Genomic DNA, 14,820 nt, shown 5'->3' on the forward strand with positions numbered 1-14,820 from the left:
AAAAAAAGGAAAAACGGGAATTCATGAGAGAAACGATAGTGAAGCCGCCGCTGACCAGAAAACAGATTGCGAAGCGGGTGGCTCTCTTTGTATGCGCGTCAGCCGTATTTGGAGGAGTCGCGGCGGTTTCGTTTGCGGCGGTAAAGCCGTTTGCGGATCGGTGTTTTCAGGAAAATGGGATGCAGGAGACATCCTCAGTCGAGTTTTCCAAGGACGATCCGGACTCTGTTTCGCCGTCGGACGGTGCAGATGCGGATATGACAGCGCAGCCGGAACAAATGGAGCAGGAGATTGATGAGGCGGTCAGCGAGGCGCTTTCCAGCTATCAGTTTTCCGCAGACAATTTCAATTCGATGACGTCGGTGCTGCGTGGAATCGGGGAACAGGGTGATAAGTCGATCGTGACGGTCAGCTCCGGCAAACAGGATACGGATATATTTGGAAACCCGGTGGAAAATACGGGTGATTATGCAGGTGCAGTCATCGCGGAGAGTGATGGAGAATTTCTGATCTTTACTTACGCCGATGCGGTGCGGGCGGCAGATTCGATCAATGTGAGATTTTCGGATGGAACGAAGATCGCTGGTACAGTGCGCCAGATTGACGAAGTGCTCGGAATGGCAGTTGTGGCGGTGCCGTCCGGCAATCTGCCGGAAGAAGAGCGGAAAAAGGTGCAGGTGCTTTCACTTGCCAATTCATATACGGTCAAGGCAGGCGATGTCCTCGTAGGTATCGGCGGTCCGTCCGGACAGGTGCATTCGCTTTCGTTCGGAACGGTATCCTACGTGGCGCGCAATGTGCAGATTACAGATGGACTGACGCGGATCCTGTATGCGGATATCAGCAGCAATTCGCAGACGGGTACCTTTTTGATCAATACAGCCGGAGAGATGGTCGGCTGGACATCGGAGTCCTGCCGCAGCGAGAGCTGTACGGATCGGACGGCGGCGTACACCATTTCCAGCTACAAGCCGATTCTGGAGCGGCTGACGAATGGCGCTTCGGCGGCATATCTGGGCATCCTGGGACAGGATGTGAGCCGTGCGATGCAGGGGAGCGGCATTCCGGCGGGCGTTTACGTGACGGAGGCAGTCTCCGGCAGCCCGGCATATGACGCTGGCATCCAGCCCGGCGATATTATTGTGAAATTTGGCACAAAGGAGATCGGAAGTTTCAAAGATCTCCAGGCGCAGATTGAAAATTCCGCGAGCGGCGTGTCTGTATCGGTAAATGTGATGCGGAAAGGGCGCGACGGATACACGGAAATTCCATTTTTGGTATCTCTGCGCGCCAGATAGAAATTCAGGAGGATATAGGCAGAATGAGATATATTGAACAGTTCCGGGAAGGAATGAGAGTCTCGGACGTATATTTATGTAAGACGAAACAGCACGCGGTGACGAAAAACGGAAAAGAGTACGCTTCCGTGCTGCTTCAGGATAAAACAGGCACGGTAGACTGCAAAATCTGGGATTTAAGTTCTCCGGGCATCAATGATTTTGAGCCGCTGCAGTACGTCTATGTGGACGGCGATGTGACGGTTTTCCAGGGTTCCAACCAGTTAAATATCAAGCGCATACGCAAGGCAGACGAGGGCGAGTATCAGGAAAGTGATTACCTTCCGGTCAGCTCAAAGGATATCAAGATAATGTATCAGGATCTGACGGCTCTGGTGCAGTCTTTCCAGAATCCGTACCTGAAAAAGCTGGCATCCAGCTGTTTCCTGGAAGATAAGGCGTTTGTGAAGAAATTCTGCTTCCATTCGGCGGCGAAGAGTGTGCATCATGGTTTTGTGGGCGGACTTTTGGAACATACGTTAAGTGTTATGAAACTCTGTGATTTCTACACGAAGTCATATCCGGCGCTGAATCGCGATCTGCTTCTGACGGCGGCGCTGTTCCACGACATCGGAAAAGTGCAGGAATTATCCGCGTTTCCGGAAAATGATTATACGGACGACGGTCAGCTCTTAGGTCATATCGTGATCGGCACGATGATGGTTGCAGACCGTATTAAGGAGATTCCGGGATTCCCGGCAAAGACAGCGGCGGAGTTAAAGCACTGCATCCTTGCGCACCACGGCGAATTAGAGTACGGTTCCCCGAAGAAACCGGCGCTTCTGGAGGCGCTGGCATTGAATTTCGCGGACAATACCGATGCGAAGATGGAGACGATGCTGGAAGTCTTAAAGAGCGGCGGGGAGAATCCGGGCTGGCTCGGATATAACCGTTTCCTGGAGACGAATGTGAGAAAGACGACGCCGACGGAATAATAATAAGATAACAGACATCTAAAATGAGTCTAAATGTATATAAGAAAAAGAAAACAGCGCTGCACAAGCAGATGCTGCCTTGCAGAAGCGGGGGAACGAAAAAATAGGAATCAGGTGTCTATGCTGTTGGCAGAGAAGCGAGTTAAATAGCCGCACATAAAATAAATAAGAAAAATGGAGAAGGATACCAGGAAGGTACAGCGGTTCAGTAGGGATCGCACTTTTCTGATATCCTTTTGTTTCATAAAGAAAAATATAGGGGTACAACAGAAAATATGAAAAAACGAGAAAATACAGGCAAAATCATTGGAAAGGTGTTCGGAGAAGCCAGGGAACTTGGCGTTACTGCCTTAGCGGCGGCAGTCATGCTTTCCGGATGCGGAAACGCTGGAAATCAGGCACAGAAAGGCGGTTCCGGCGCAGAACAGACGGAAAATACCCAAACAAGCGTTATTATCGCGATGCCGCCGACTTCAGAGCCGGAGGCGGGCTTTGATCCGGCATATGGCTGGGGCGCGGGCGAGCATATGCATGAACCGCTGATCCAGAGCACCCTGACGGTGACAGAAGCAGATTTGAGTATCGGGTATGATCTGGCGACGGATGTGGAGACCTCCGAGGATGGAATGACATGGACGGTGACGATCCGCGACGATGCGAAATTCACGGATGGCGAGGCGCTGACCGCGGAGGATGTGGCATTCACTTATAACACATTGAAAAAGACGAGTTCCGTCAACGATTTTTCAATGCTGAAACAGGCGGAGGCGATCGATGATGTGACGGTTGTGTTTGAGATGGAACGCCCGTTTGCTATCTGGTCATACACGATGGCGGTGACGGGAATTGTGCCGGAGCATGCATATGGAACGGATTACGGCACACATCCGATCGGTTCCGGGCGATATATCCTGAAACAGTGGGACAAGGGGCAGCAGGTGATTCTGGAAGCCAACCCGGATTATTATGGGGATGCGCCGAAGATGCGGCAGGTCACGATTCTCTTTATGGAAGAGGATGCGGCATTTGTGGCGGTGCGCGCCGGGCAGGTGGATGTGGCGTACACGGCGGCGTCCTATGCAGACCAGTCGGTTCCAGAATTCAGTCTTTTGGATTGTGAGACGGTGGACAACCGTGGATTTAACCTCCCGGCAGTGCCGGAGACGGTACGGGGGGATGGCGTAAAAATCGGCAATGATTTTACCGCGGATGTGCAGGTGCGCCGGGCGATCAACCTGGCGATTGACCGGCAGGAAATGATCGATCATGTGTTAAATGGTTACGGCAGCCCGGCATATAGTGTCTGTGACAAGATGCCGTGGTACAACGATGAAATGGAGAAAATTTCCTATGATGTGGAGAAGGCGGAAGAGATGCTGGATGCGGCGGGATGGAAGAAAAATGCTGACGGCATCCGCGAAAAGGATGGAGTGAAAGCCATTCTGGAATTTCTCTATCCGACCGGGGATTCGGTGCGTCAGGCGCTGGCAGCCGATACGGCACAGCAGTTAAAAGAGATTGGAATTGACGCATCGATCCGCGGCACCGGCTGGGATACTGCGTATGACGAGGCACAGTCGCAGCCGCTTCTCTGGGGCTGGGGCGCGCACACGCCGATGGAATTTTATAATATTTACCATACAAAGGCAGATACGGGGCTGGCAGAATATTCGCCGTATGCGAATGAGACCGTGGACGCTTATATGGATGAGGCCCTGGAAGCACCGGATCTGGAAAGTTCGTATGAATTGTGGAAAACGGCGCAGTGGGACGGCGAGACGGGCGTTTCAGCCGAGGGTGATCTTCCGTGGATCTGGCTGGTAAATGTCGATCATCTGTACTGGGTGAGAGACGGGCTTCATGTCGCAGAGCAGAAGGTGCATCCGCACGGTCACGGCTGGTCCATCGTCAACAATGTCGATCGGTGGTACTATGAGTAGGATGAAATGGTTTGGGCGCAGTCTGCTGCACCTGATTCTGCTGCTTTTGGCAGTCAGTCTGGTATCGTTTCTGCTGGTGTCGATGTCTCCGGTCGATCCGCTGCAGACGAATGTCGGGCAGACGGCGCTCGGCTCGATGGCGCCGGAGCAGATCGAGAAGCTGCAGGCGTACTGGGGCGTTGGTGTGCCGGTCTGGAAGCGCTTCTTTAGCTGGATTTCGGGCATCTGTCATGGTGATTTTGGCATTTCCCTTCTGTACCGCAGACCGGTGCTGGAGGTGATCGCGGAAAAGGCGTCTGCGTCAGTGTGGCTCCTTCTGTCTGCGTGGCTGTTTTCGGGAATCGTGGGGATATTTTTAGGAATTGCAGCGGCGGCAAAACGGGGCAAGTGGGTGGATCGCCTGATTACGGGCTATTGCATCGTGATCGCGGGAACGCCGTCCTTCTGGCTGGCGCTGGTGCTGCTGCTTCTCTTTACAGTGCAGCTTCCCATCTTCCCAATCGGGTTCAGTGTCCCGGTGGGAATGGCGGCGGACGAGGTCAGCCTGGCGGATCGCCTGTATCACGCATTTCTGCCGGCGTGTACGCTGGGACTGACAGGGATTTCTTCGATTGCGATGCACACGCGCGAAAAAGTGATTGAGATTCTGGAAAGTGATTACGTACTCTATGCGCGGGCGCGGGGCGAGAGCGGCTGGCGGCTGATTTTCCGGCATGGACTCCGCAACCTGCTTCTCCCGGTAATTACGCTGCAATTTGGCTCGATCAGCGAGATTTTCGGCGGTTCGGTGCTGGTGGAACAGGTCTTTTCCTATCCGGGACTCGGACGGGCGGCGGTCACGGCGGGGCTGGGAAGCGATATCCCGCTTCTGCTGGGAATTACACTCATCAGTGCCGTGCTTGTATTTGCAGGAAATGCAGCGGCGGATGGGCTGTACCGGCTGGTCGATCCGAGACTTAGGAAAGGAGGTAGGGCATGAGAAAGAAAACACTCTGGCTGCTGGGAATTTCCCTCCTTTTCTTGATTCTGGTGACAGTGCTTGGAATCGTCTGGGAGGATGCCGCACAGCAGGTCGATTTTGCGAGAAAAAACCTGCCTCCGGGAACCGGCGGGCTGTTTGGAACCGACTGGATGGGGCGGGATATGCTGAAACGGACGGTTGCGGGGCTTTCTTTAAGCATCCGGCTGGGGCTTCTGACCGCGGCGATCAGCGCCGCGGTGGCATTGGCGCTTGCATTGCTGGCGTCGCTTGGCGGGGGCCTGATGGATTCATTGGTATGCGGGCTGATTAATCTGGTAATGGGAATCCCGCACATGCTTCTCCTGATCCTGATTTCCTACAGTCTGGGAAAGGGATTCCGGGGTGTAGCAGCCGGGATTGCCCTGACGCACTGGGCGTCCCTGGCGAGGCTTTTGCGGGCGGAAATCTTACAGATCCGGGACAGTCCGTATATGCGGATCTCCGAAAAACTGGGGAAAAAGCCCTGGTGGATTGCCTGGAACCACATAGTACCGCAGGTATCGCGGCAATTTGTAACCGGGTTAATTCTTCTCTTTCCCCATGCGATTCTTCATGAGGCGGGCGTGACCTTTCTGGGCTTCGGCCTTTCCTCCGAGCAACCGGCGATCGGTGTTATTTTATCCGAGAGTATGTCGTACCTGATTACCGGAAAATGGTGGCTGGCGCTCTTTCCGGGCGCGGCACTGGTGCTGGTAACGCTGGGATTTCAGGCGATCGGGCAGAGCCTGGGGCGGCTGATGGATCCGGGGAGCGTGCATGAGTAGAGGATGCTGGGAATGAGGCAGAAAAACATATATTTTGATAAAATGATGCGATTAAGACAGAAACAATCAAAAACGATGCGGCTATCAGATTTGGAACAGACAGACGTTCTCAAAGAACGGAGATTGCGTGAAAATCGTGATTCCATGGAAAAGCCGATATTGAAAATTCAAAATCTAAACTTATATTTTACGCAGTACGCGCGTGGGCTTAGACGGCGCGAACTCCATCCGCTCCGCGACCTTTCCTGCAAACTTTTCAGTGGGGAGCTGACGGCGGTGGTCGGGGCGAGTGGTTCGGGAAAAAGCCTGCTGGCGCACGCGATTCTGGGGATCTTGCCGTACAACTGCCGGATGGAAGGAAAAATTTCCTATCAGGGAGAGGTTCTGGATGAGACGCGGCTTGCCGGGCTGCGGGGCAATGGGATTTCCCTGATTCCGCAGGGGGTTTCCTACCTCGATCCGTTGATGCGGGTCGGGGATCAGATCTGCGGCGGCAGAAAAGATGAAGCGACGCGGGCAAAATGCCGCCAGCTTTTGAAGCGGTACGGGCTGGATGAATCAGTGGAAAAATGTTATCCATTTGAGCTGTCGGGCGGCATGGCGCGGCGCGTCCTGATGGCAGCGACACTGATGCAGGAGCCGAGGCTGATTGTGGCGGATGAACCGACACCGGGGCTGGAGGCGATGACCGCGCGCCATGTGATCCGTCATTTAAAAGAGATGGCACAGGACGGGGCAGCGGTGCTTTTGATTACTCATGATCTGGAACTGGCGATTGAGATGGCGGACCGGATTCTGGTGTTTTATGACGGGACGATTCTGGAGGAAGTAAAGCCGGAGAACTTCCGGGAGGGACGGAATCTGAAAGAGCCATACACGCAGGCGCTCTACCGGGCGCTGCCGGAACATGAATTTTTTGGAGGAGAATGAGATGTCACTAAAGGCAGAAAACCTATCTTTTTCATATGAAAATGGCGGGCGCCACGTGCTGACGCGTATTTCCCTGAAAATTGAGCCGGGAGAGCGCGTGGGGCTGGTGGCGCCGAGCGGATATGGAAAAACGACGCTGTGTCGCCTGCTGGCGGGATATGAGAGACCGGAGGCGGGAATGGTAGAGATTGACGGCATACCGATTGAGAATATCCGGGGCTGTATGCCGGTGCAGTTAATCTGGCAGCACCCGGAGCAGGCGGTCAACCCGCGCTGGCGGATGCGCCAGGTTCTCAGTGAAGGCGGTCAGGTGGATGAGGAGAGCCGGGGACGGCTTGGCATCCGGGAAGAATGGCTGGATCGGTTCCCATCGGAGCTTTCCGGAGGCGAACTGCAGCGGTTTTGTATTGCCAGAGCGCTGGCGGCAAATCCGAGGTATTTGCTGGCGGATGAGATTACCGCGATGTTTGACGCAGTGACCCAGAGCCAGATCTGGCAGGCGCTTTTGCAGGAGGCAAAGGAGCGGGAGCTGGGAATGGTGATTGTGAGCCATTCGGAATCTCTTTTGAAGCGGATTTGCACGCGGCGGATTGATTTAAAGGCATTGCAGGAAAAGATGGCAGCAGTTTAGCCAGTGCACATATTGACAGAGAAAATCGGGATTGACCGAGCTCATAAGAGCGAGGGATGCTTCTTGTCCAAAGGACAAGAAGATGGGCGATAGTAAGAGATTAATAATTCGGGATTTGGTAAGGAGGAGGAAAAATGGATGTTCGGAAGCTGTTGGAAGAGGTAAAACGGGGGGATACGAGTATTGAGGAAGCGGAGAATGCGTTCAAGAATCTTCCTTACGAAGATTTAGGGTATGCGAAGCTGGATCTGCACCGGAAATTGCGTTCGGGATTCCCAGAGACGGTGTTCTGCCAAGGAAAGCCGGATGCCTATCTGGCGGATATTTTCGAGACGCTGTACCGGGAAAATGGGGAAGTACTCGGAACGCGGGCGACGCCAGAGCAGTGGAATCTAGTGCGGGCGCGCATCCCGGAGATAGAATACGATCCGGTTTCAAAAATTTTGCAGGCGAGAAAATCATCGGAGACACCGTGGAAGCTGGAAGGGCTGGTGGCAGTCTGCACAGGCGGAACCGCGGATATCCCGGTTGCGGAGGAAGCTGCCAAAACGGTAGAATTTTTCGGCTGCCGCGTGGAGCGCTACTATGATATAGGGGTGGCGGGCATCCATCGCCTTTTATCCAAACGCGAGGCGATTGCGCGGGCAAACTGCGTGATTGCGGTGGCGGGAATGGAAGGCGCGCTTGGCACAGTTGTCGCCGGGCTGGTGGAAAATCCGGTCATTGCGGTTCCGACCTCGGTCGGCTATGGTGCAAGTTTTCATGGACTGTCGGCATTGATCACGATGATTAATTCCTGTGCGAACGGCATTTCGGTTGTAAATATAGATAACGGCTACGGCGCAGCATATCTGGCGGCGCAGATCAACCGCCTGGCGGTGCGGGAGCCGAAGAAGACGGCAGAGTGATAGAAAGTTTGTGTTATTGTGGAAATAAACAGGACAATAGATGCATGAGAGCGGAAAAGCGGGAATGTATCAAAAGAGAGAAGACTGGAAGGAGAAGTAAAAAATGGATGAGAAAATCTTATATCTGGATTGTGCGTCTGGAATCAGTGGAGATATGACGGTTGGCGCACTGTTGGATCTTGGAGCAAGCCGGGAAAAACTGGTACAGGCACTGGACAGTCTGGGCGTATCCGGGTATCATCTGCATTTTGGGCGGACGAAGAAATGTGGAATCGATGCGTATGATTTCGATGTACATTTAGAGGAAGAAGAGCATCATCACGACCACGAGCATCATCACGACCACGAGCATCATCACGACCACGAGCATCATCACGACCACGAACATGGTCATGAGCACGAACATAGCCATGATGAGCACGACCATGAGCATCATCACGATCATGAACACACTCACGACCATGAGCACAGCCATGATCACGCTCACACCCACGATCATATGCATCCTCACATCCACCGCAACATCCATGACATTTTCGAGATCATCGATCGTCTGGATGCATCTGACCGCGTTAAAAACCTGGCGCGCCGGATGTTCGAGATTGTAGCGGGGGCAGAGTCGAAAGCACACGGAATCCCGGTCAGCGAGGTTCATTTCCATGAAGTTGGTGCAATTGACTCGATTGTGGATGTTATCAGTGCGGCATTCTGCCTGGAGGATCTGGGAATCCACCGCGTGGTGATATCGCCGCTTTCCGAAGGTCATGGATTCGCACGCTGCCAGCACGGTTTAATGCCGGTTCCGGTTCCGGCGACGGCAAATATCGCAGCAGCACAGAGCTTGGAACTGACGCTTCGGGATGTCGAAGGAGAGATGGTAACGCCGACCGGCGCGGCGATCGCGGCGGCATTCCGGACAGAAGCGGCGCTTCCGAAGAAGTACCAGATCGAAAAGATCGGTATCGGCGCCGGAAATAAGGATTTCGCGCACGCGAATATCCTGCGGGCGATGCTTCTGACGGATAAAACGGTGGAAGTAGAAACCGGAAAAGACGGTCACGACGAGAGCTCCATGTGGGTCATGGAGGCAAACCTGGACGACTGCACCGGCGAGGCGCTGGGATATGCGATGGAGGTGCTTCTGGAAGCGGGCGCCAGAGATGTGTGGTACACACCGGCATATATGAAGAAAAACCGTCCGGCGTATGTGCTTCATGTACTGACAACGGCAGAAAAACGAGAAGAATTAGAACAGCTTGTATTCTCCTGTACGACCACGATTGGTGTGCGCCGTTATCCAGTAGAGAGGACGATACTGCCACGGGAAGTAAAGGAGATCCAGACCCGTTACGGGGCAGCAAAGGTAAAAATCTGCAAGCGCGGCGGCGTGGATACGTGCTATCCGGAGTATGAGAGCGTGCGCGCGATCTGCCGGGAGACAGGGAAGCGCTTCATGGAAGTATTCCACGGAGTAATGGAAGACGGAAGTATTAGTTTACAGTAGGCACTTTTGAGATTGAAAAACGGCACAGTGCATTCTCGTTAGATAATTAAGAGGAGAATCAAGAACCATGGAAAATAAACCAATGATATCAGAGACAGAAAAAAGAGAAGCTTTAAAACAGTTCATGGCAGAAAAAGCGAAAGCACCGGTCTGTGTCGCCTTTTCGGGCGGTGTGGACAGCAGCCTGATTCTCAAGCTGGCGTGTGATACGGCGAAGAAGACGGGAATGCCGGTTTATGCCGTGACATTTCACACCATGCTGCACCCAGCCTGTGATCTGGAGATCGCGGAGCGGGTGGCAAAGGAGCTGGGCGCGATCCATAAAATTATCCAGGTCAATGAGATGGAGCTGGAAGCCATCCGGACGAATCCGGTCAACCGCTGTTATATCTGCAAACACCACCTGTTCGCGACACTTCTGGATTTTGCAAAAGAAGAGGGGATTCCGTGCGTGATGGACGGAACCAATGAGAGCGACCTGCATGTGTACCGCCCAGGTATCCAGGCACTCCGTGAGCTGGGTGTCGTCAGTCCACTTGCACAGTGCGGACTGGAGAAAAAGGATGTCAAGGCATTTGCAGCTGACTTAGGAATTTCCGTTGCATCCCGTCCGTCCATGCCATGTATGGCGACCCGCCTTCCATATGGAACTTCCTTTGACATGGAAGTTTTGAAGCGGATTGAGAAAGGCGAAGATTATCTTCGAAGCGTGTTTGGCGGAAATGTGCGCCTGCGCCTGCATGGCGATATTGTCCGGATCGAGGTGGATGCGGATAAATTTGAAAAAGCGATTGCCGAGCGGGAGACGATCTGCAGGACATTAAAAGAAATGGGTTTTCTGTACATTACACTCGATCTGGAAGGTTTCCGGTCGGGAAGTATGGATATAGTGCAGAAACTCAACGCGCTGGCCGGGAAATGAATGTGAAGGAGATGGAAATCCCATGCAAGAAGAATGTATTGTCTGTAAAGCACCTCTTATTTATCTGGAACAGGATGAATGGATGGAGTGCGAATTATGTCATAAAAAAGAATTGAGCAAGACCAGATGCCAGAACGGGCATTATGTTTGTAATGATTGTCATACGAAGGGACTGGACACCATTCTTTCCCTGTGTATAGACGAAACATCCAGAAATCCGATCGAGATTGTCCGGAAGATGATGGATGCACCGTTTTGCCATATGCATGGACCGGAGCATCATGGCATGGTGGGAGCGGCGCTGCTTACTGCATATAAAAATGCGGGAGGTGCTATTAATCTGCGGGAATCTGTGATGGAAATGCTGAACCGTGGAAAAGCCGTTCCAGGAGGAACCTGCGGATTCTGGGGTGCCTGCGGAGCGGGAATCAGCGCAGGTATGTTTGTATCTATCTTGTCTGGGGCGACGCCACTGACGGAGGAATCCTGGGGACTTTCGAATCAGATGACATCAAAAGCACTGGAAGCGATTTCGCACACCGGCGGTCCGAGGTGTTGTAAAAGAGATTCTTATCTGGCGATTCTGGCGGCGGTTGATTTTGTAAAAACGCATTTTGGAATCGAAATGGAATGCACAGAAGTCCATTGTACGCATTATGCTCAGAACAATCAGTGTATTGGCAAGCGCTGTCCATTTTGGCGATTTGATGATAATATTTGACTATAAATGGATAAACGGAGATAATAAAGCTGCGATATAATTAGATTGTGCGAGATGGGATTGCAGTTTGCATAATGTGTGAACTGTGATGAGAGAGCAATTTCTCGTGTAATAGGAAATTTCCTGGAATTCCCTATTACACAAAAAGGCACATCCTTTTTTACGTGGAAAAATCGGAAGTTGTGGAGGTGTTGAATGAAAAGTGTATTAATGATTGGACAGTCCAACATGGCTGGACGTGGATTCATAAATGAAGTACCGATGATTTGTAATGAGAGAATCCAGATGTTAAGAAATGGAAAATGGCAAATGATGACAGAACCAATTAACTACGATCGTCCTATATCAGGAGTAAGTCTTGCGGGTTCATTTGCTGCAATGTGGTGCATGGAAAACAAAGAAGAACAAATCGGCTTGATTCCATGTGCGGAAGGTGGCAGTTCCATTGATGACTGGTCTATAGAGAAAATATTATTTAAAAATGCAATTATTCAGGCAAAATTTGCAATGCAAAATAGTAATTTGATTGCTATTCTGTGGCATCAAGGAGAAAATGATAGCTATAATGGTAACTACAAAACGTATTATGAAAAATTACATACAATTTTTGAGGCTTTAAAAAATGAACTTAATTTAGACGATGTACCGTTTATTATTGGAGGACTTGGTGACTATTTAGGAAAGATAGGCTTTGGTTTTAATTGTACAGAGTATGACTTGGTGAATAAAGAATTATTACGATATGCCAATGATCATAATCATGTATATTTTGTAACTGCCCAGGGGTTGTCAGCAAATCCAGATGGCATACATTTAAATGCTGTCTCTCAAAGAAAATTTGGGGTTCGTTATTACTATGCCTACAAAAACAAAAAGAATGTGATAACACCTTTGAAAAACGAAGAAAAATTATTAGAGTCATGTATTAATATTCCATATACTCAGAATGAAATGAAATATTTAGCCATGATGGATTTGACAATGGGAAAATGTAGTTATGAAGAGTTCATAACAAAAATGAAAAATCTCTAACTTTCAATCTGACTAATGGAAATAAAATAAAGAAAAGAATTAGAATTTTACAAAGAAGTGTAATTGTATGAATAAAGCGATTGTTGTAATGAGGATTGCTATTCTTACTTCTTTGGAAAAAGATAAGTAATTGACTGGCAAATTCCAATTTGACGGAGTAATATATATGAAAATCCGAGAAGTGAATGAGAATAAAAAGCAGTTTATATCATTATTGTTATTAGCTGATGAACAGGAGAGCATGGTTGATCGCTATCTTGAAAAAGGAACTATGTATGTGCTTGAAGACAATGATGTAAAAGCTGAATGTGTTGTCACCGATGAAGGTAACGAAATACTTGAAATCAAGAATATCGCAGTCGATCCGGAAAATCAGGGAAAGGGCTATGGCAAAGCACTAATTGATTTTCTTGCCAGTAAATATGCAGATGAATATTCTGTTTTGCAAGTTGGAACAGGTGACAGTCCATTGACGATACCATTTTATGAAAAATGTGGGTTTGTTCGTTCTCACAAGATTCCCAATTTCTTTACTGACAATTATGACCACCCAATTTATGAGGGCGGTGTACAACTAATAGATATGGTATATTTGCAAAGACATATATAACTTCAAGCTTTTCGAATGTATGTTTGCGCCTGAGGAATTGGAGAGTGGATAATGAAAAAACCACCTTTGTACACTTTTTTAAAATGTGGATAACTTCTTAAAAACCACCTTTATACATTCTTGTAAAATTGGGAAAAAGCTCAAAAAACCACCTTTATACAGTTCTATGAAATGTGAATAATCACCAAAAATAACTTTTATTATTAAAAGACCACCTTTGTACAGTTTCTTAGATAAAAGATAAAGGAATCCAGAAAAACCACCTTTGTACAGTTAAAAACCACCTTTGTACACCTTTCGTACAAGATAGGTAATTGGCTTAAAAACCACCTTTATACACTAAAAAATTACCATCTTGCAAAATGCCTGATTTACCTAAAGAACTTGCTCGCACGGGATATGCACATATCGCATTTAGTGTAGGAAGTAAAGAAAAGGTTGATGCCTTGACCGTAGAGTTGAAAACTGCTGGTTATGAAGTAATCAGCGGTCCCCGGACAACAGGAGATGGCTATTACGAAAGCTGTATTGTTGCAATTGAAGGGAATCAAATTGAGGTTACAGTTTGAACCCGACAATTTCAAGTTCGAAAAATTGAGAAATCGTAAAATTGAAGAAAAAAGGAATGCACAGTTCTTAGCATATCGGGAACTGTGCATTTCTGTAAATAAATACTTTTAATTAGCCGATTACGGCATCTTCTGCTGTAAAATGTTCCAGAGAATTTTCTTTTACCTGAATGCAGATATAAGTAATTCCGGAAATATCGGATGCAAAAAACTGACGCTTTGCAGCAGGAGCGATTTTTAGCCAGTCTCCAGTTGAAAGGCTAATTTCTTCTCCATCAATTATGGCTTTGCCGTTACCTGAAAGAATTCCATAGATTTCTTCATTTTCTTTATGAGAATGAACAAATGGGACATTTGCTCCTGCAGGTAGTTCGTTTAAACTGATTTCTGCACCTGTTAAAGACAACTTTTCATGCAGCTCAATTCGGTTTTCCTTTCCAATAGTTGTTTTTGTGTAATTTGCCATAATAATACCTCCATAGTTAATTTGTAGTTTCTGGTTGATTGGTATTAGTATAGTGTGAGACACATACAAAAACAAGTACGCACCTTTTTGTAACTGTACACTCAAAATTGAATGTGTTACAATAGACTCGGAGGTGAGAATTATGCGAGCAAAAGAAGAATTACCGGAATGCCCAGTTGCAACAGCAGTATCTCTCATCGGAGGAAAATGGAAACTGCTGATTTTGCGTAACTTGAAAGAGCGTCCATGGAGATTCAATGAGCTACAACGAAGTATAGATGGTATTTCACAAAAGGTTTTGACAGATAGTTTAAGACAAATGATGAGTGATGGACTGGCATATCGCCACGATTACCATGAGCAGCCACCGAGAGTTGAATACGGCTTAACGGAACTCGGAACAAAAATGCTTCCAATTGTTAATTCACTTGCTGACTTTGGTAACTACTATAAATCAATTATTGAACAGAATTAAGGACGTTAGTATTTGAAAAGATCGAACAATTCCAGTTTGTATAACAGGAATTTAT

General features: G+C 49.1%; 15 protein-coding genes and 1 pseudogene. 15 read left to right on the forward strand and 1 reads right to left on the reverse strand.

Annotated elements, in window-relative coordinates:
* The first annotated feature begins 23 nt into the window (after positions 1–23).
* From DW931_RS11935 to DW931_RS16100, 14 genes and pseudogenes are all read left to right on the forward strand, one after another.
* Complete coding sequence (locus tag DW931_RS11935) at positions 24–1,298, forward strand: S1C family serine protease (protein WP_243036945.1); 1,275 nt, start codon at positions 24–26, stop codon at positions 1,296–1,298.
* 23 nt (positions 1,299–1,321) lie between these two features.
* Entirely contained in the window at positions 1,322–2,272 is a 951-nt protein-coding gene (locus DW931_RS11940) for an HD domain-containing protein (protein ID WP_118469278.1), read from the forward strand.
* 275 nt (positions 2,273–2,547) lie between these two features.
* Complete coding sequence (locus DW931_RS11945; RefSeq protein ID WP_118469276.1) at positions 2,548–4,212, forward strand: ABC transporter substrate-binding protein; 1,665 nt, start codon at positions 2,548–2,550, stop codon at positions 4,210–4,212.
* Positions 4,205–5,191 (forward strand): ABC transporter permease, encoded by a 987-nt coding sequence (locus tag DW931_RS11950; RefSeq protein WP_333549120.1) that lies wholly within the window; start codon positions 4,205–4,207, stop codon positions 5,189–5,191. The genes DW931_RS11945 and DW931_RS11950 overlap by 8 nt, the downstream gene beginning before the upstream one ends.
* Complete coding sequence (locus DW931_RS11955) at positions 5,188–5,997, forward strand: ABC transporter permease (protein WP_118469274.1); 810 nt, start codon at positions 5,188–5,190, stop codon at positions 5,995–5,997. The genes DW931_RS11950 and DW931_RS11955 overlap by 4 nt, the downstream gene beginning before the upstream one ends.
* Before the next feature lie 42 nt (positions 5,998–6,039).
* Complete coding sequence (locus DW931_RS11960) at positions 6,040–6,927, forward strand: ABC transporter ATP-binding protein (RefSeq protein WP_227589743.1); 888 nt, start codon at positions 6,040–6,042, stop codon at positions 6,925–6,927.
* A 1-nt stretch (position 6,928) separates the two neighbouring features.
* Entirely contained in the window at positions 6,929–7,558 is a 630-nt protein-coding gene (locus tag DW931_RS11965; protein ID WP_118469272.1) for an ATP-binding cassette domain-containing protein, read from the forward strand.
* Between the two features lie 134 nt (positions 7,559–7,692).
* Entirely contained in the window at positions 7,693–8,466 is a 774-nt protein-coding gene (gene larB / locus DW931_RS11970; protein WP_118469270.1) for a nickel pincer cofactor biosynthesis protein LarB, read from the forward strand.
* Positions 8,467–8,569: 103 nt separating this feature from the next.
* Complete coding sequence (gene larC / locus DW931_RS11975) at positions 8,570–9,970, forward strand: nickel pincer cofactor biosynthesis protein LarC (RefSeq protein WP_118482022.1); 1,401 nt, start codon at positions 8,570–8,572, stop codon at positions 9,968–9,970.
* A gap of 67 nt (positions 9,971–10,037) precedes the next feature.
* Positions 10,038–10,892, forward strand: a complete 855-nt coding sequence (gene larE / locus DW931_RS11980) for an ATP-dependent sacrificial sulfur transferase LarE (protein ID WP_207663589.1) — start codon at positions 10,038–10,040, stop codon at positions 10,890–10,892.
* Positions 10,893–10,914: 22 nt separating this feature from the next.
* Positions 10,915–11,613 (forward strand): DUF5714 domain-containing protein, encoded by a 699-nt coding sequence (locus tag DW931_RS11985; protein ID WP_118469268.1) that lies wholly within the window; start codon positions 10,915–10,917, stop codon positions 11,611–11,613.
* A gap of 195 nt (positions 11,614–11,808) precedes the next feature.
* Complete coding sequence (locus tag DW931_RS11990) at positions 11,809–12,645, forward strand: sialate O-acetylesterase (RefSeq protein WP_087155189.1); 837 nt, start codon at positions 11,809–11,811, stop codon at positions 12,643–12,645.
* A gap of 166 nt (positions 12,646–12,811) precedes the next feature.
* Positions 12,812–13,255, forward strand: coding sequence for a GNAT family N-acetyltransferase (locus DW931_RS11995; protein ID WP_118469267.1), 444 nt, complete (start codon positions 12,812–12,814; stop codon positions 13,253–13,255).
* A 362-nt stretch (positions 13,256–13,617) separates the two neighbouring features.
* Positions 13,618–13,824 (forward strand): annotated as a pseudogene (locus DW931_RS16100) (VOC family protein); the annotation flags it as partial.
* A 112-nt stretch (positions 13,825–13,936) separates the two neighbouring features.
* Here the strand turns inward: DW931_RS16100 and DW931_RS12005 are convergent.
* Positions 13,937–14,290, reverse strand: coding sequence for a cupin domain-containing protein (locus DW931_RS12005; RefSeq protein ID WP_004614173.1), 354 nt, complete (start codon positions 14,288–14,290; stop codon positions 13,937–13,939).
* Between the two features lie 142 nt (positions 14,291–14,432).
* Between DW931_RS12005 and DW931_RS12010 the strand changes: the two genes are divergently transcribed.
* Entirely contained in the window at positions 14,433–14,765 is a 333-nt protein-coding gene (locus DW931_RS12010; protein ID WP_008373705.1) for a helix-turn-helix domain-containing protein, read from the forward strand.
* The last annotated feature ends 55 nt before the right edge of the window (positions 14,766–14,820 follow it).

The organism is Clostridium sp. AM43-3BH, from assembly GCF_003479985.1.
Classification (GTDB): Bacteria; Bacillota; Clostridia; order Lachnospirales; family Lachnospiraceae; genus Otoolea; species Otoolea fessa.